This window comes from Paenibacillus sp. FSL F4-0236 (genome assembly GCF_038000135.1).
Classification (GTDB): Bacteria; Bacillota; Bacilli; order Paenibacillales; family Paenibacillaceae; genus Paenibacillus_AQ.
In genome coordinates, this window is the sequence record NZ_JBBOBK010000001.1 from 2,349,454 (window position 1) to 2,365,485 (window position 16,032).

Genomic DNA, 16,032 nt, shown 5'->3' on the forward strand with positions numbered 1-16,032 from the left:
GTTCCGTATGAACTGTATGAGGAAGCCGTGCTAACAAAACATTTAGGAGGAGACAAAACAATGCAATTCAAAAAATCTTGGGTTATGACTTTGGCTTTAACAAGCGTACTAGCACTTTCAGCTTGCGGTAATGGTGGGGCAAACAACACGGGAGGAAACGCTGCAGCTACAAATGAAGGTAGCGGCGCTAAAATAAGTGGTTCGATTCTAGCTTCAGGTTCAACAGCACTACAACCATTGGTTGAGCTGGTAGCCGAGAATTTCATGGATAAAAATGCTGGTGTGGACATTCAGGTTCAAGGCGGCGGTAGTGGTACTGGTCTTACTCAAGTAGCTGAGAAACAAGTAGATATCGGTAACTCTGACGTATTCGCAGAAGAAAAACTAAAAGATGCAGATGCAGAAAAAGCAGCAGCTCTTGTAGATCATCAAGTAGCAGTAGTAGCGATCGCAGCAGTAACTCATCCGGATGCTGGTGTGGACAGCTTGACTAAGCAACAGCTTATCGATATTTTCACAGGAAAAATTACAAACTTTAAAGAAGTTGGCGGAGCGGATCAAAAAATCCAAATCATCAACCGTCCAGGCAGCTCCGGTACTCGCGCAACCTTTGAAAGCTTTGCACTTGGAACTAAAACTGAAGATATCCCAGGATCGATTCAAGAAGATTCCTCCGGTACTGTTAAGAAAATGATCGGAGAAACTCCAGGGGCTATCGGTTATCTGGCTCTTTCATACCTTGACGATTCAATCAAAACACTTAGCCTTGATGGTGTAGAAGCATCTGTAGACAATGTTATTTCTGGTAAATATCCAGTATGGGCTTACGAGCACATGTACACAAACGGCGAACCAAATGAAACAGTAAAAGCATTCCTTGACTTTTTCTTGACAGACGAAGTACAAACAGGTGAAGTCGTTGAGCTTGGATACATTCCAGCAGTAAAAATGCAAGTGACTCGTGACGTTACAGGAAATGTTACAGCTAAGTAATTCACTTCTAAGTAATTTGTAAGGATTAGAATCTCAAGTGATTAGAGGCGGATACATCTGCCTCTCTTTTCACTTTAGAAAGAGGGAGCAATTGAGGGTGAAACTAAAGAACTCACGCATCGAGAAACATCATATTGAAGATTTTGTGGGACGTACATATATGTCCTTCTGTGTACTGCTATTGATAACAATCATTGTATCGATGGTATATTTTGTGGCGTCTAAAGGTATTTCAACTTTCACAAGCGGTGATGTTAGCGTTACTGATTTTCTATTCGGAACAAAGTGGTCACCTGAAGCAGATACGCCATCCTTTGGTGCTTTTCCGTTTATTACTGGATCCTTCTTAGTTACTCTACTTGCAGCATTGATTGCTAGTCCACTTAGCCTTTGCGCTGCGCTGTTCATGACTGAGATTGTCCCAGGATGGGGCAAAAAATTGCTTCAGCCCGTAATCGAGCTGTTGGCAGGTATCCCTTCAGTTGTTTATGGTTTCATCGGATTAAGTGTTATTGTACCGTTTCTACGCAACAACCTGCCTGGTCAAGGCATCGGGGTAGCTGCAGGCGCGCTTGTGCTCTCGGTCATGATTCTTCCGACGATTACAAGCGTGGCTGCAGACGCGCTGGCTTCATTGCCGCAAAATTTAAAGGAATCCTCCTATGCGCTTGGTGCCACCCGGTGGCAGACGATCTCTCGAGTGATTATTCCGACAACGTTTCCTGCTATTATGACTGGTATTGTACTGGGGATGGCACGTGCATTCGGTGAAGCCCTTGCTGTACAGATGGTTATCGGGAATGCGCCATTCGTACCAAAATCACTCTTTGAATCAGCTTCTACCCTGACGAGTGTAATCACACTTGGAATGGGGAACACAACCATGGGCTCTGCGCACAATAATGCTCTGTGGAGTATGGCACTGGTTCTTATGCTGATGACCTTTGTATTTGTCTTCTTTGTGAGACTGCTTGAAAGGAGAAATAAAATTTGAAGCCGAGAACCGTAAATAAAATTGCCACAAGCCTTATTGTGTTTTTCGCATTGCTCATCGTAGCTATTCTGGTTGGTCTATTAGGATATATCCTCTTTCGAGGTCTTAGTCACATTAGTTGGGATTTTCTATTCTCTGCACCGCAAAAAATTCGAGCAGGTGGAGGAATTGGCCCTCAGCTATTCAACTCCTTATTCCTTTTGGTACTCACGCTAATAATTACAGTACCTCTAGGACTGGGTGCCGGTATTTACATGGCTGAATATGCTCGTCCGGGAAAAATCACCGGCTTTATTCGCTTAATTGTTGAGGTATTATCTTCGTTCCCTTCAATCGTAGTCGGCTTGTTTGGTCTATTGCTGATTGTTAACTATTTCAATCTTGGCTTTTCATTAATCTCTGGAGCACTGGCATTGACGGTCTTTAATCTACCGCTGATGGTTCGGATTACTGAGCAAGCTTTCCGTAGTGTTCCGAAGCAACAAAAAGAGGCTGGTTTTGCACTAGGATTGTCCAAGTGGAAAATCGTAACCTCCGTGTTGTTCCCAGTAGCATTACCAACGATTATTACGGGTACTATTTTGTCTGCTGGCCGTGTCTTTGGGGAAGCAGCCGCGTTGATGTTCACTGCAGGAATGAGTAGCCCAAGACTAGATTTCACCAACTGGAATCCACTTAGTCCGAACTCACCACTGAATCCTTTCCGTCCAGCTGAAACACTGGCTGTTCATATCTGGAAGGTAAATAGTGAAGGCCTTGCTCCTGATGCCGCGCAAATTGCTGCGGGAGCTTCAGCAGTACTTGTAATTATGGTGTTGATTTTCAACTTGGCAGCACGTTATTTCGGTAGATTTATTTATCGTAAGCTTACAGCTTCAAAAAGAATGAACTAATTCCTAAAAACTAAAGTAGAGATGTAGGAGGAGTAATCGATGGGAACGTCGGCAACAGCAGTGCGTGAATCTTTTCAAACCGAGGACCTGAGTATTTTTTATGGAACATATGAGGCTGTAAAGGGGATTAGTCTTCCTTTTGCTGAAAATACGGTTACTGCACTGATCGGCCCATCCGGCTGCGGTAAATCAACCTTTCTTCGTTCACTGAACCGTATGAATGACGAAATCTCCGGATCAACAACCAAAGGAAGCATCTGGATTGATGGCGTTGATATTAATGCTCCTGGCACAGACGTTATCAAACTGCGTCAGAAGATCGGTATGGTTTGGCAAAAGCCCAATCCGTTCTATAAATCCATTTATGATAACATCGCCTTTGGACCGAAGTACCATGGGGTAAAAGGAAAAAAAGCACTCGATGAGATTGTAGAGAGCAGCCTTCGTAAAGCAGCATTGTGGGATGAAGTGAAGGACCGTTTAAAAGATTCAGCATTAGCTTTGTCCGGTGGACAACAGCAGCGCCTTTGCATTGCAAGAGCGTTGTCAGTTAACCCACAAATTCTACTCTTGGACGAACCAGCATCCGCACTAGATCCGGTTTCCACTGGTAAAGTAGAGGAGCTCATCAAGGAGTTAAAAGAAGAGCTTCGTATTGTAATTGTGACGCACAACATGCAGCAAGCTGCACGGATTTCTGATTATACAGCTTACTTCTATCTGGGATCCCTTATAGAATACGATAAGACGGATAAGGTTTTTACTAATCCAGAGAATCAAATGACACAAGAATATATCATGGGTCGTTTCGGCTGAAGCCTTTCAACATCGTTCCTTAGGGAACGGTGTTTTTTGTTTCTATTATTTGCAAATGGCAGATAGATACTGTATCATTAATGATAATGATTATCATTATTATAGGGAGTGGATCTCATGACACAAACTCAACCGACTCAAAAGAATAGTGTAGCTGAAGTAATAAGAGAAAGACGCTCTATTAAGCTTTTTAAAAAAGATCCACTGCCGCAAGGTCTCTTAGAGGAATTGTTAAATGTAGCTGTATGGGCGCCGAATCATGGGGTACGTGAGCCGTGGAGATTTATTGCTTTTCAAGGTGATGGTACAAAGTTCTTGGCTGAAGCGGCATTTGCTTTTGTGAAACGTGCTTTTTCTGATCCTGAAGTGGCTGCTAAGCGAAAAGAATATATCTCAAATATTCCATTAACGTTAATTGTGGTGATGCCTGAGGATCCTCGGCAGAGAGAGTGGGATGAGGATTTTGCAGCAGCGTCAGCACTTGTGCAGAACTTCCAGCTAGCAGCTTGGGAGCAAGGCGTGGGAACGATTTGGAAGACCGATCCTTATATCAATAATCCTGAATTCCGTAACAAAATTGGTGTGAAGCCTGGAGAGAAGATCATAGCTATGATCCATGCCGGATACCCGGAGACTGTGCCAGACAGCCGTCCACGAACGGATGCTTCTGAACTATTGAAGATCATTGATAGCTATCCAGAGAACGATGTAGTGGAATAAGCAGAAGGTTTTACGTTATTTGAATAATGAATATTAAAAGAATATATATCCGAAGCATCCGAAGGGGTGCTTTTTTGTTGTAAGTTCAAGCTCCTAATGTCGTATGGTCGGATAGCAAAATCGCGTTAAATGTTTATAGCAATATATAATGTACATAATGAATGATATTGATTACAATTTGGTTAAGTGGATGAATTTAAATAAGGAGGGAAAAGCGTGGGGGAGAACAAGAACATCAAGATGAAACTGGCACGTATACAAAAAGATCTTTCCCAAGAACAGTTAGCGGAAGTTGTAGGGGTTACAAGACAGACGATTGGTCTGATTGAAGCTGGGAACTATAACCCAACGCTTAAGTTGTGCATAGCTATCTGCAAGGCATTGGATCGATCTTTAAACGATATTTTTTGGGAGGAATAAGGGTGAGCAGGACAAGGATTAAGGATGAGCGGATTATCAGCGAAATTCAGAAGTTTAGTACGCATGGTTTTATGATTGTGTTCGTGGGCTTTATGGTTAGTCTTTTGGTAAAAGTGTTTATTCTGCAATGGGACATTAAGTATTGGTTTGATACGTTTGTGATTGTGATGGCAGGGTGTTTGTATATAACTGTTCGTTCCGTCAAAAATGGAATATATCTGCTACCGAGTAAAGAAGGCGAAGGCGATGTAAGACGGTATAAGAAAATCAATTTAATTGGGGGAGCTGTCAGTACGTTAATATGGGCCGCTTTAATGTTCCTATCTGATTTTAGAGAAGCCGGGGAGTTGGATATTGCTAAAAGTATCATGAGCACCCTTGTGGGTTCCGTTATATTTTTCGTTGGGATAACATGGATTCAGTGGTTCATTATTAAAAGATCTAATAAAAATGCGGACAAAAGTCTAGATGGATAAGAAAACTAATAATTCACTCTTGTAAAACTAATATGATTAGTTTATATTTAAGCTAATACCATTAGTTTTATGGAGGGGTAATGATGAGAGTAACGCGTGAAGGTCATTTATTACAGCTAACTTGGATGCCAAGAGTGTTTCCTGTGAATTGTTACATCATTGAGGAAGAGAATGAGTTGACTTTGATAGATGCGGCAATGCCGTTCAGTGTAAAAGGAATTATAGATACCGCAGCGAAGCTTGATAAAAAGATCACTCGTATTATATTGACGCATGCTCATGACGATCATATAGGTGCACTGGATGAGCTAAAGAGACAGCTTCCAGAGGCTCAGGTGTACATTTCAGAAAGGGATGCAGCATTGCTTAGTGGAGATCGTTCCCTTCGTGAGGGAGAACCTCAGACCCCTATAAAGGGAGGCGTACCCAAGAAGGTAGCAACGAGACCAGATGTATTGCTCTATGATGGGGATACCATTGGTTCATTAACAGCAATTTTAACTCCTGGTCATACTCCTGGATCTATGTCTTTCATGGATACACGAAGCGGCGCTGTTATCGTTGGAGATGCTTTTCAAACCTTCCGGGGAACCGCAGTTTCAGGAACCGTAATTCCTTGGTTTCCGTTTCCGGCTATGGCAACCTGGAGTAAAGATCAAGCATTAAAAAGTGCGATTAAGCTTCTAGAGGCTTCCCCGACTATACTGGCTACTGGACATGGAGACTTACTTAGAAACCCAGTGCAAACGATGGAGAAAGCTATACACAAAGCACAAATGATTCAAGATAGGAGTAATTAAAATGTCACCTAGAGCAGGATTAGATCGTCGTACGCTAGTTATTGCAGCAGCAGAAATCGCCGATCATGAAGGGATAGAGGCCGTAACCTTAGCCGCATTGGCTAACAAATTAGGTGTTCGTTCTCCGTCTTTATACAATCACATTAACGGGCTACAGGAATTGCGCACACAACTTGCAATTTATGGACTAGGGGAACTTTCCAATGCAATGAACAACGCAGCTAAAGGCTTTAGTGGAGACGCTGCTGTACAGGCGATGGGGCGAGCGTATGTGGACTTTGCTAGAAGCAGGCCTGGATTATACGAGACAACGTTGCGAGCCCCTGAACAGGCAAATACGGAGCTGGAAACGGCAAGTGATCATATTTTGAAGCTTATCATTCATGTGATGAAGGATTATCAATTGGGTGATGAAGGAGAAATTCATGCAGTACGCGGGTTACGAAGCATACTGCATGGCTTTGCCTCTTTGGAACAAAAGGGCGGTTTTGGAATGGCGCTTGATACGAATGTAAGCCTATCTCGGCTCATCAGTACTTATATTGCTGGGATCGGAAATATGAAGTCTAAATAATGGAGTACATAGGAGATGATGTTGTGATGTATAAGGAATATGAAGAGGAAAGTGTTATCACCTTTGAGGAAACTGCAGAAATCGTTACCAAGATTGGGATTTTGCCGCTTGCCACTCTGATTCCTGAGCACCCATCTTTAAATGGATTAACGAAAGCGGAGAATTGGCATACGGGTTCAGAGCTAGATCCATGGTCATGGCGTGTAAGGTTTCCTGGTGAAGGCCTGGCTGGATACGGTAAATTTGTTAAGAAGAAAGCTATCTTGGTCTCTAGGGAGTGGTTTCCAGCATTTGTGGCAGCTGTAGGTAGTACTAAATCTATAGAAGAACATTATAATGACGGATTGGCCAGCAGAGAAGCAGTGACTTTACTGCAAATTATCCGTGAACATCAAGGGATTGATACGCGTATACTTCGTATTGAAGCTGATATGAAGGCTAAAGAAAAGAAGACGGCTTTTGATAATGCGGTTACGGAGCTTCAGGCATCGCTGGACATCGTTATTTCAGGTGTAAAAGAACGCCAAAATGCAGAAGGTGAGAAAAATGGCTGGAGCAGTACCTCGTTTGAGACTGTAAGCCACTGGATGGAAGATAACGGTCTTTCCTCATTTGAAGGCGATAGAGAAGAGGCAATAGCTTGGCTACATTCCAAAATGAATGGTAAATGGTCGCCTACAGCAATAGCCTGGACGAACAAAGCATTCTCATGGAAATAAAAACGGTTAATCACTACTCCCATGAGAGTGATTAACCGTAAGCGTTTTCTAATAAAATTATATCCATCACATTATTGTTCCAACATAGGTGCCAAGTAAGCAATCAGGAAATACAAGAATCCGAAAAACAGCATAACATAGGCGGTATATTTGATTGCATTAGATGCAACAATTCTTGAATCCACCGGTGCTTGAATTTCGAGCTGTTCTTCTTCAACGCTGTCAATTTCATTGGATATTGGGTCTCTCAACATGATAATCCCCTCCTTGGAAATTAGATCCTTAACTGTATTGTGACATATTTGTGAACGGAAATCAACAATAGTGTGAACAAATATTGAACTTTTATTCAAATTTGGACTATTTATTTTCTGGATATCTAGTTTGCAATAAAAAACAACCTGCTTTTGTCCTCGGAAGAGGAACCAAGCAGGTTGTTTGGCATTTTATTTATTCAATAATTTAAGCGAAGAAATTAAGCCCAATCTCCATCACGGAAGATCGGTACGGTTGTTCCATCATCCTTAATACCATCAATGCTCATTTCAGGTGAACCCATCATAAAATCAACATGTGTATGGCTTTGGTTCATTCCTTTTTCCTGCAATTGTTCTTTGGTCATTGTTGTACCCTCTTGAAGGGTAAAGGCATATGCTGCACCTAACGCCAAATGGCAGGAGGCATTCTCATCATATAATGTGGTGTAATATAGAATTCCGCTCTCGGATATCGGGGAGTGGAAAGGCACCAAAGCGACTTCTCCAAGATAAGCAGAGCCTTCATCTAACGCGATAAGGGAAGCTAGCGTTTCTGAACCTTTTTCAGCGGTGAAATCCGTTACTTTGCCGTTCTCAAAGGTGAGGGTGAAATTGTCAATAAGATTACCCCCATAGCTAAGCGGCTTAGTGCTGCTTACCTTACCATTCACACCAGACTTCAGTGGGGCAGTAAATACTTCTTCTGTAGGGATATTGGCTAGGAAAGGGACACCTTTGCCATTGACAGCTCCGGCTTGACACCAGATATGGCCTTCTGGTAGTTCAATCGTCAAATCGGTTCCATGTCCTGTATAGTGCAGCTTACGGAACTTATTATCATTCAAAGCAGTACAACGTGCTTTTAGACCATCTAAATGTTGACTCCATGCTTGAATAGGATCAGCCTGATCCGCACGTGTAGCTTTAAAGATAGCATCCCATAGCAAATCAATCTGCTGATCAGGTGATGCTTCAGGGAATACCTTTGCCGCCCACGATGCTGATGGGAAGGCTACAATACTCCAGCTTACGTGATTCCCCATTAACAATTCACGATATGGAGCTAATGTCTGTCCAGAGATCCGCTGATTATCTGCAATTCTTCCTGATTCAACACCGTTCAACAGATCTGGATTCGTTGAAGTTATCGATAGAAATGCTGCACCTTTTTTAGCCAGATCTTCTAATTCATCTGCTTGCCATTGTGGCGGTTCCAAGAAGGAATCGGATGGAGCGAGGTCATAACGTGTACGTGTAACAACCTCGTCGCTATAATTAACCTTGACGAGCTTCGCACCCGCTTCATAGGCTTTGCGTACGACAAGACGCACTAGTTCTGCCGAAACGATGTCGGCATTTACAACAAGGGTCTGCCCAGGTTGGATATTAACCCCAATCTTCACTGCCAGCAACGCATAGTTCTCCAGTTTTTGCTTGAAATCTAACATAGTTTCAACTCCTCCCAATATCTCTAGTCTTTTATTTCATATTTGCAATAATTAGAACGCCCAGTTTCCATTCAGGAATACAGGTTCTTCGGTTCCATCAGCAGATATACCATAAATGTTCATTTCCGCTGAACCGATCATGAAATCCACATGGGTAACGCTATTATTCAATCCATGTGCAATCAGTTCATCAGGAGTCATATCCTTACCACCTTCTAAGCAGAAAGCATAAGCCATACCTATAGCTAGGTGGTTGGATGCATTCTCATCAAACAAGGTATTGTAATAAAGAATATTGGACTCAGAGATAGGGGACTTATGAGGAACTAACGCAACTTCACCGAGGTATTTAGCGCCTTCATCCATACTAATGAGGTGTTCTAGTGCTTCTTGTCCTTGCTCTGCACTAACACTAACAATTCGTCCATTCTCAAAAGTAATAGAGAATCCATCGATAATGTTGCCGCCATGGCTAAGAGGTTTTGTGCTTCGTACGGTGCCATTCACGCCAGTCTTTAGAGGGGCGGTAAATACTTCTTCAGTAGGCATATTGGCTACAAAAGAATGACCCTTAGCATTAATACTGTCTCCTTGTGCCCAAATATGACCTTCTGGAAGCTCGATGCTTAGGTCCGTACCAGGTGCTATGTAATGCAGTTTCTTATATTTTTTTGCGTTGAGTACATTTGCTTTTTGATCTAAGGTGTCGAGATGTTCTTGCCATGCAGCTACTGGATCTTCACGATCAAGACGTACGGTGTGGAAAATAGCTTCCCATAGCTTACTTACACGTTCTTCAGCTGGAACATTCGGGAATACTTTATCCGCCCAAGCCTGACAAGGTACGGCAACAATACTCCAGCTAACTTTGTCGGACATTTGCATTTCACGATATTTGGTGAGTGCGGCTCCCCGTACTTTTTGATAATTTGAAATGCGTACAGGATCAATACCTTTAAGTGCATCAGGATCTTCCGCGATCACGTTAAGAATAGCTGCACCCTTCTCGGCGAGTTCGGTCATTTCACCTGCGTACCAAGTAGGAGGCTCAGTGAACACTTCTGGTGCAGCATGTTCAAACTGCTGGCGTGTAATGCTTGCATCACTCCAGTTCACCTTCACCAAGCTTGCTCCAATCGCATATGCCTTGGCGGTAATCATACGAACGAAATCAGCTGCAAGAATCGGTGCATTCACCACCAGAATTTGCCCTGGTTGAACGTTAACCCCAATTTGCACAGCTAAATCTGCATATTTACTAAGCTTTGCCTCGAAATCAGTCATCGATATTTCCTCCAATTACTAATAGTTTGGTACTTTACAAGTATTGTACTAAATTATTAACCGCCGGATGAAAAAAGTCAATTACATGGAATTTACAGTGTAAATTGAGGAATTACATTCATTTCAATGCTATACTGAGAGGGGAAATGATTTGATGAATGGAAGGAAGATTAGCGGATGAATTTAGAGATCGTAAGTGCTGAAATGAGCCGTAAAGAGGATAAAAGCTATGTAGGGAGGACGATATTTACTCTCGAAAACCATAAGGCTCCATATGAGATTACTTTTTTCAGTACAAGAGGAACGGAATGGGATTACAGCCTAAGCTTTGCTGGTGAGCCTGGAAGTGAAGAGCAGTTCTTAGAAACTGACGCGCTACTTGAAAATGATGACGATGTATACAATCAATTGCTTGATGCCGCACTAGATAAACAAGAGATCGTTGAAGAGTAAAACATACAAGTGTTGATTGATTACCAGCGGCAATATTCATTGCCGCTGGTTACATCTCGCCTTATCCGATTGTAATCTTACCTTCAGGATATCTGTAAAGTTCCTTACTACCCTTAGGTTTGAGTGCATAAGCTAGAGTAAGCGGACCTGTCCGACCCAGAAACATTAGAAAAATAATGAGCACTTTACCCGCCGTAGTCAATTCTGGAGTAAGTCCCATGGAGAGACCAGAAGTCCCGAATGCAGATACGGATTCAAAGAGTACAGCAAGAAAGTCAGCCTTTTCTGTCACGGATAACAACATCGTAGCAATGACCACTAACATTAGAGACATCAGTGTCATCGTCACGGCTCTATAGACATTTTCTTTGGCGATCCGATGACGAAACATTACAATATCCTCTTTACCCCTTAGTCTTGCAGAAACCGCAGCCACTAGAACAGCGAACGTAGTAATCTTAATTCCCCCACCAGTAGATCCAGGCGCAGCCCCTATGAACATTAGCAGAATCATTAGAAATTGCGTTGATTCCCGCATCAGTGGAATTTCAATTGTAGTGACGCCACCTGAACGTGGTGTTATCGCTTGTAAAAATGTAGCCATCATCTTTCCACCTGCACTCAAGGGCTTCAGCGTAGAATTAAATTCTAGTAAGAAAAATAGAGCAGCCCCAATGACAATCAATATCATAGAGGTCGAAAGAACAACCTTAGAATGTAGAGTAAGCTTTTTGCGTTTTGGAAAGTCAAAAACATCAGACAGGACGATAAAACCGACCCCTCCAAGAAAGATGAGAATCATTGAGGTGAAATTCACTATAGGATCATTTACAAAACGAGTAAGTCCACTAAAGGGTCCATGAATGTCACCGAATAAATCAAAGCCTGCATTATTAAAAATAGATATGCTGTGAAAAATTCCATAATATACAGCTTTCCCGAAAGGCATATCCATCATAAACCTACCGGCAAACACGATGGCACCTGTGAGCTGAATAACAAGGGAATAGATCAGGACTCTGCGGATCAACTGGACAATACCTTGCATGGAATTCTGGTTCATAGATTCTTGCATAAGAATTCGCTCTTTAAAGGATATTCGTTTATTAAGGACCAAAGTAATCAAGGTGGCCATCGTAATAAAACCCAATCCCCCAAACTGAAATAATACGAGTAGAACAACTTGTCCAAAAGTAGTCAACTGTGTGCCCGTATCAATGACTGCCAGACCTGTAACACAGGTTGCCGATGTAGCCATGAATAATGCATCAATAAAAGAAATATGCCCTTCTACTGAGGCGACCGGCAAACTAAGTAAAAAAGTTCCGGCAGTGATAAGTATTACAAATCCTAGTGATAAGACTTTTGGTGGAGTTAATTTCAATCCACCGAAGTTCAGATTAGCCAATTCAATTCTCCTGTCATACGTGAAATTAGAGTAGTGCACACAAAATTATAACATAACTTGCCAGACCTTCCCTAAGTGGAGGGAGGTAATTGACATATTTTATCGAATTATTCTAGAATAACACCCTATTCTGCAACTTTAAAGAGGAGGCTTTCTTAATGGTGGTAAGTCCGATTCTGAATCAGATTGGTGCAGTTTTTATTCCGGTAAAGGATATTGAGAAATCCAAAGAATGGTATTGCCAATTGCTTGGTTTGCCTTTGGATGGTGAAGTATTATTCGGGCATCTATACGTGATCCCCATGCAAGGACCAGAAATCGTATTAGACAGCAAAATTTACACTTCTGAGTCCGTTCTTAATATCCCCTCTTTTCATCTAAATACCGAGGATATTGATGCTGCTTATGACTATGTGAAAGCAAATGGCGGAGAGATTCTTACGGATATCGAGCATGACCATTGGTTTAATTTTAAAGATCCGAATGGCAATGTTATCATGGTCTGCCGTTGTTAAGAATGATTAAGAAAGGAATAAACAAATGATAAGAGAGGCTGTTCCTGAAGACGCATTGTATATTGAAAACTTATATCGAATGTTGTTGCCTGAGCAGACAGCTATACAAGTGTCACCGGACCGCCTGAAGCGGATAGCTGACAATACGGATAGTTTTCTTTATGTGTACGAAGAAGAAGGGGCTATTGTTGGGACGCTTCATCTTCATTTATGTATGGATGCTTTATGTGACGATCGACCCTTTGCTGTCATTGAAAGAGTCATCATATCACAAGAGGTGAGAGGGAAAGGATACGGTGCGAAACTAATGAGATACGCTGAGCACGTAGCCACTTCTAGGGGCGCCCTTAAGATCATGCTATCGAGTGCGGTCAGAAGAGAGGATGCACATCAATTTTACGAGCATCTTGGATACAATAGCAGCTCCAGTAAGCTGTTCAAAAAGTACTTATAGCTATTTATGATTGGAAGTGATGATATGATGGTTACACTTAAAGTGCTTATACCAGAGGATGCAGAAGAATTACTTCGATTACAGCATCAGTTGGATCAGGAATCCAAATTTATGTTATTAGAGCCGGATGAACGACAATCCAGTCTAAATCAGGTCAAAGAGATGATCGAAAGCTTCGCTTTAGCAAATACTTCAATCCTTATTGGTGCTGAGGTTGATAACCATTTGATAGGTTTTATGTCGGTTAGAGGTGGAAATGTTAGACGCAATCGCCATAGTGCGTACATAGTCATTGGAGTTCTAAGACAGCATCAAGGTCAGGGGATTGGTACGGGGCTATTCAAAGAACTGGATGTATGGGCTAAGAATACTGAAATTGTCCGGTTAGAGTTAACAGTTATGACCCATAATGAGCTAGCTATGTCGCTATATATCAAAAATGGGTTTGAGATCGAAGGGACGAAAAGAAAATCACTTGTAATCGATGGCCAATGGATAGATGAATATTACATGAGTAAGATTTTGATAAAAGAAAAAAGGATAGAGGATCAGATTTAATCTGATAACTCTATCCTTTTTTTTATGATTAAAAGCTTATGAATTCTCAAGCTCTGACGATTCAGTGTCACCAGTGGTCTCAATGATGACCTCAACCTTGCGTACACGGTATCTGTTCATTTCACGAATGATTAAGGTTACGTTGTCATGTACAATGCTTTTGCCAACGGCCGGATCTGGGATATGACTGTATAACCAGCCTCCAATCGTTGTCACTTCCTCATGTTCGAAATCAAGACCGGTAAGCTCCTTGACCTCAATTAAAGATACCTTACCATCGAACAGATAATTTGTATCGCTTAGTTTCTCAATTTCTCTGCGCTCATCACCGTCAAATTCATCTCGAATTTCACCAACGATTTCTTCCAAAATATCTTCAATCGTGATGAGTCCAGACGTTCCACCATATTCATCAAGCAGCAGGGCGATATGCACCCGCTCCAACTGCATACGTGTTAAAAGGTTCTTAACAGGTGTTACCTCAGATACGGTTAGGACTGGCTGAATCAAGCCTTTGAAATCAAAATCAGGGTTATTGTCATATTGCAAATAAAGCTGTTTCGTATTAATCATTCCGATGATATTATCCTTGCTACCTTCTGCAACCGGGAAGCGAGTATATTGTTCCTTACGGATAATCTCAAAATTTTCTTTTAATGAATGATTGGTGAAAAGACATACCATATCTGTTCGTGGAACCATGATTTCTTTGGCCAACATCTCGTCAAAAGTAAAGATACGGTTGACATAGCCATATTCAGCTTTATTGATTTTTCCACTTTCATAGCTTTCGGATAAGATCAAACGAATCTCATCTTCACTATGAGCGTCTCCATGCTCACTGGCAGGCTTCATCCCGAAAAGGCGAACAAGCAGATTTGCGGAACCATTCATAAACCAAATGAGTGGGTACAAAATTCTGTAGAACCAAATAATCAGCGGTGATGTAATTTGACCGATTTTTTCCGGAATGTTTATAGCTACTGTCTTCGGAGCAAGTTCCCCGACAACGACGTGTAGGAATGTTGCAATGACGAATGCGAATAAGAACGCAAGAGGGTGACTCACACTTGGACTAATATTAGCCCAGTCGAATACCGGAAGGAGCAACTGCTCAAACGCTGGCTCTGCCAGTGCACCAATACCCAGTGCAGTGATTGTAATCCCAAGCTGACAAGCAGATAAGTATCCGTCAAGATTAGCAGACACTCGTTGTACAGCTAGCGCGTTCTTCTTTCCCTCGATCACCATTTGACTGATCTGACTACCTCTAAGTCTCACCAATGCAAATTCCGTTGCTACAAAAAAAGCGGTTAAAATAATCAAAATAGCCACCAACGTCAAACTAAGTCCTATACCCATATAATCTTTACCATCCCTTTCGTTCCTAAAATAGGTTATACTCATATTATGAGTTCTTATGAACTATTCTACGAACTTTTCAGAGAAATATCAAATGGTGGAGGGAAACAGATATGGAATCATTTGCATTGACTCGTGTGGAGATGTCCAGTCTTCTGCTCTCATTGACCGGATTATCAGACCGGAAACCGCTGAATATCCTCCAAGAGGCATGGACTAAATTTCATCTTGATGAAGTACAAAAGGGGACTTCGTTACCCGCTTTTTTATCTACAGATGTTCCACCCATTTTTCAAAAGATCATTAAGGGGCATGATGTAAAAGGCTTTTCACTCGGTGAAATTGCTTCATTAGGCCATCTAATAGAGTATTCCACTTTGACTGTGACTACTATGCAAAATTGGGTGAAGCGTGATTTTAAGGAGTATCTCGGTTCTCCAAGAGAAGGAAAGAAGTATTCAGTTAATCAGGCAGCACTTCTGTTTATGATCGATGATCTCAAATCGGCCCTAAATTTCGAAAGTATTCGTCAGCTATTCCGATTAATGTTCTTAAAGCCAGATCGAGACGATGATGATCTTATAGAACCGACAAAGCTGTATTACGCATATGCTGGGCTGTTTGAAGAGATCAAGAGCAATCCAACTATACAAACCCAATGTAAAGTAGATCAACTTTTACACAAGGAGTTCTCCTGGAAAGAAGATTCCCTGCTTAGAAGTTCCACAGATCGTGTGATCAATCGGCTGACGCATCTTACGAGATCTCAGAGAGAGTCTGTCCGCAACATACTTCTGATAGCCACGATAGCTGTTCAGACATGTTATTTTCAATCGCTTGCCAGACAATACTTTAATGCAGCTTTATTTCTTGATTTTTGAACGCTTC

General features: G+C 41.8%; 20 protein-coding genes. 15 read left to right on the top strand and 5 right to left on the bottom strand.

Going from position 1 to position 16,032, the window contains the following annotated elements; genetic code table 11:
• Positions 1-60 precede the first annotated feature (60 nt).
• From NSQ29_RS10825 to NSQ29_RS10870, 10 genes are all read left to right on the top strand, one after another.
• A complete protein-coding gene (locus tag NSQ29_RS10825; protein ID WP_341125021.1) occupies positions 61-993 on the top strand; it encodes a phosphate ABC transporter substrate-binding protein in 933 nt (310 codons plus the stop codon).
• A gap of 91 nt (positions 994-1,084) precedes the next feature.
• On the top strand, positions 1,085-1,987 hold the full coding sequence (gene pstC, locus NSQ29_RS10830) for a phosphate ABC transporter permease subunit PstC (protein WP_042128137.1): 903 nt from the start codon (positions 1,085-1,087) through the stop codon (positions 1,985-1,987).
• Positions 1,984-2,880 carry a phosphate ABC transporter permease PstA gene (pstA, locus tag NSQ29_RS10835; protein ID WP_042128135.1) on the top strand — a complete coding sequence of 299 codons (897 nt, stop codon included), beginning with the start codon at positions 1,984-1,986 and terminating at the stop codon, positions 2,878-2,880. Before pstC ends, pstA begins: the two co-directional genes overlap by 4 nt.
• Before the next feature lie 39 nt (positions 2,881-2,919).
• Entirely contained in the window at positions 2,920-3,696 is a 777-nt protein-coding gene (pstB, locus tag NSQ29_RS10840) for a phosphate ABC transporter ATP-binding protein PstB (RefSeq protein ID WP_042188599.1), read from the top strand.
• A 117-nt stretch (positions 3,697-3,813) separates the two neighbouring features.
• The gene (locus NSQ29_RS10845; RefSeq protein ID WP_076283615.1) at positions 3,814-4,416 is read left to right on the top strand and encodes a nitroreductase family protein; all 603 of its coding nucleotides are present in this window, start codon (positions 3,814-3,816) and stop codon (positions 4,414-4,416) included.
• Between the two features lie 240 nt (positions 4,417-4,656).
• Positions 4,657-4,836, top strand: coding sequence for a helix-turn-helix transcriptional regulator (locus NSQ29_RS10850; protein WP_042132222.1), 180 nt, complete (start codon positions 4,657-4,659; stop codon positions 4,834-4,836).
• A 2-nt stretch (positions 4,837-4,838) separates the two neighbouring features.
• Positions 4,839-5,312 (top strand): DUF6773 family protein, encoded by a 474-nt coding sequence (locus tag NSQ29_RS10855; protein ID WP_076298708.1) that lies wholly within the window; start codon positions 4,839-4,841, stop codon positions 5,310-5,312.
• Positions 5,313-5,395: 83 nt separating this feature from the next.
• Entirely contained in the window at positions 5,396-6,112 is a 717-nt protein-coding gene (locus tag NSQ29_RS10860; protein ID WP_076298707.1) for an MBL fold metallo-hydrolase, read from the top strand.
• A 1-nt stretch (position 6,113) separates the two neighbouring features.
• Entirely contained in the window at positions 6,114-6,686 is a 573-nt protein-coding gene (locus tag NSQ29_RS10865) for a TetR/AcrR family transcriptional regulator (RefSeq protein WP_076298706.1), read from the top strand.
• 26 nt (positions 6,687-6,712) lie between these two features.
• Positions 6,713-7,405 carry an AlkZ-related protein gene (locus NSQ29_RS10870; RefSeq protein ID WP_341125022.1) on the top strand — a complete coding sequence of 231 codons (693 nt, stop codon included), beginning with the start codon at positions 6,713-6,715 and terminating at the stop codon, positions 7,403-7,405.
• Positions 7,406-7,476: 71 nt separating this feature from the next.
• Here the strand turns inward: NSQ29_RS10870 and NSQ29_RS10875 are convergent, their stop codons facing one another.
• From NSQ29_RS10875 to NSQ29_RS10885, 3 genes are all read right to left on the bottom strand, one after another.
• Positions 7,477-7,659 (bottom strand): hypothetical protein, encoded by a 183-nt coding sequence (locus NSQ29_RS10875; protein ID WP_042128123.1) that lies wholly within the window; start codon positions 7,657-7,659, stop codon positions 7,477-7,479.
• Positions 7,660-7,880: 221 nt separating this feature from the next.
• On the bottom strand, positions 7,881-9,110 hold the full coding sequence (locus NSQ29_RS10880; RefSeq protein WP_076283619.1) for an aminopeptidase: 1,230 nt from the start codon (positions 9,108-9,110) through the stop codon (positions 7,881-7,883).
• Between the two features lie 51 nt (positions 9,111-9,161).
• Positions 9,162-10,394 (bottom strand): aminopeptidase, encoded by a 1,233-nt coding sequence (locus NSQ29_RS10885; protein ID WP_341125023.1) that lies wholly within the window; start codon positions 10,392-10,394, stop codon positions 9,162-9,164.
• Positions 10,395-10,571: 177 nt separating this feature from the next.
• Between NSQ29_RS10885 and NSQ29_RS10890 the strand changes: the two genes are divergently transcribed.
• Complete coding sequence (locus tag NSQ29_RS10890) at positions 10,572-10,847, top strand: hypothetical protein (protein WP_042188584.1); 276 nt, start codon at positions 10,572-10,574, stop codon at positions 10,845-10,847.
• Positions 10,848-10,908: 61 nt separating this feature from the next.
• Here the strand turns inward: NSQ29_RS10890 and NSQ29_RS10895 are convergent, their stop codons facing one another.
• A complete protein-coding gene (locus NSQ29_RS10895; protein ID WP_081393020.1) occupies positions 10,909-12,255 on the bottom strand; it encodes a TrkH family potassium uptake protein in 1,347 nt (448 codons plus the stop codon).
• Between the two features lie 161 nt (positions 12,256-12,416).
• On the opposite strand from NSQ29_RS10895, the gene NSQ29_RS10900 reads away from it, so the two are divergent.
• The 3 genes from NSQ29_RS10900 to NSQ29_RS10910 are packed head-to-tail and all read left to right on the top strand — an operon-like array spanning position 12,417 to position 13,782.
• Positions 12,417-12,770 (top strand): VOC family protein, encoded by a 354-nt coding sequence (locus NSQ29_RS10900; protein ID WP_042193979.1) that lies wholly within the window; start codon positions 12,417-12,419, stop codon positions 12,768-12,770.
• A gap of 25 nt (positions 12,771-12,795) precedes the next feature.
• Positions 12,796-13,224, top strand: coding sequence for a GNAT family N-acetyltransferase (locus tag NSQ29_RS10905; RefSeq protein ID WP_340969834.1), 429 nt, complete (start codon positions 12,796-12,798; stop codon positions 13,222-13,224).
• A gap of 24 nt (positions 13,225-13,248) precedes the next feature.
• Entirely contained in the window at positions 13,249-13,782 is a 534-nt protein-coding gene (locus NSQ29_RS10910) for a GNAT family N-acetyltransferase (protein WP_339795986.1), read from the top strand.
• Positions 13,783-13,818: 36 nt separating this feature from the next.
• Here the strand turns inward: NSQ29_RS10910 and NSQ29_RS10915 are convergent, their stop codons facing one another.
• Complete coding sequence (locus tag NSQ29_RS10915; RefSeq protein ID WP_042188579.1) at positions 13,819-15,144, bottom strand: hemolysin family protein; 1,326 nt, start codon at positions 15,142-15,144, stop codon at positions 13,819-13,821.
• A 113-nt stretch (positions 15,145-15,257) separates the two neighbouring features.
• Between NSQ29_RS10915 and NSQ29_RS10920 the strand changes: the two genes are divergently transcribed.
• Positions 15,258-16,025, top strand: a complete 768-nt coding sequence (locus NSQ29_RS10920; RefSeq protein ID WP_042188578.1) for a DUF1836 domain-containing protein — start codon at positions 15,258-15,260, stop codon at positions 16,023-16,025.
• Positions 16,026-16,032: the final 7 nt, after the last annotated feature.

Excerpts from the sequence above, each read along its gene's own strand:
- NSQ29_RS10825 (WP_341125021.1), top strand. The coding sequence starts at position 61 with ATGCAATTCAAAAAATCTTGGGTTATGACTTTGGCTTTAACAAGCGTA.
- pstB (WP_042188599.1), top strand. The coding sequence starts at position 2,920 with ATGGGAACGTCGGCAACAGCAGTGCGTGAATCTTTTCAAACCGAGGAC.
- NSQ29_RS10845 (WP_076283615.1), top strand. The coding sequence starts at position 3,814 with ATGACACAAACTCAACCGACTCAAAAGAATAGTGTAGCTGAAGTAATA.
- NSQ29_RS10850 (WP_042132222.1), top strand. The coding sequence starts at position 4,657 with ATGAAACTGGCACGTATACAAAAAGATCTTTCCCAAGAACAGTTAGCG.
- NSQ29_RS10860 (WP_076298707.1), top strand. The coding sequence starts at position 5,396 with ATGAGAGTAACGCGTGAAGGTCATTTATTACAGCTAACTTGGATGCCA.
- NSQ29_RS10865 (WP_076298706.1), top strand. The coding sequence starts at position 6,114 with ATGTCACCTAGAGCAGGATTAGATCGTCGTACGCTAGTTATTGCAGCA.
- NSQ29_RS10870 (WP_341125022.1), top strand. The coding sequence starts at position 6,713 with ATGTATAAGGAATATGAAGAGGAAAGTGTTATCACCTTTGAGGAAACT.
- NSQ29_RS10875 (WP_042128123.1), bottom strand. The coding sequence starts at position 7,659 with ATGTTGAGAGACCCAATATCCAATGAAATTGACAGCGTTGAAGAAGAA.
- NSQ29_RS10880 (WP_076283619.1), bottom strand. The coding sequence starts at position 9,110 with ATGTTAGATTTCAAGCAAAAACTGGAGAACTATGCGTTGCTGGCAGTG.
- NSQ29_RS10885 (WP_341125023.1), bottom strand. The coding sequence starts at position 10,394 with ATGACTGATTTCGAGGCAAAGCTTAGTAAATATGCAGATTTAGCTGTG.
- NSQ29_RS10890 (WP_042188584.1), top strand. The coding sequence starts at position 10,572 with ATGAATTTAGAGATCGTAAGTGCTGAAATGAGCCGTAAAGAGGATAAA.
- NSQ29_RS10905 (WP_340969834.1), top strand. The coding sequence starts at position 12,796 with ATGATAAGAGAGGCTGTTCCTGAAGACGCATTGTATATTGAAAACTTA.
- NSQ29_RS10910 (WP_339795986.1), top strand. The coding sequence starts at position 13,249 with ATGATGGTTACACTTAAAGTGCTTATACCAGAGGATGCAGAAGAATTA.
- NSQ29_RS10915 (WP_042188579.1), bottom strand. The coding sequence starts at position 15,144 with ATGGGTATAGGACTTAGTTTGACGTTGGTGGCTATTTTGATTATTTTA.
- NSQ29_RS10920 (WP_042188578.1), top strand. The coding sequence starts at position 15,258 with ATGGAATCATTTGCATTGACTCGTGTGGAGATGTCCAGTCTTCTGCTC.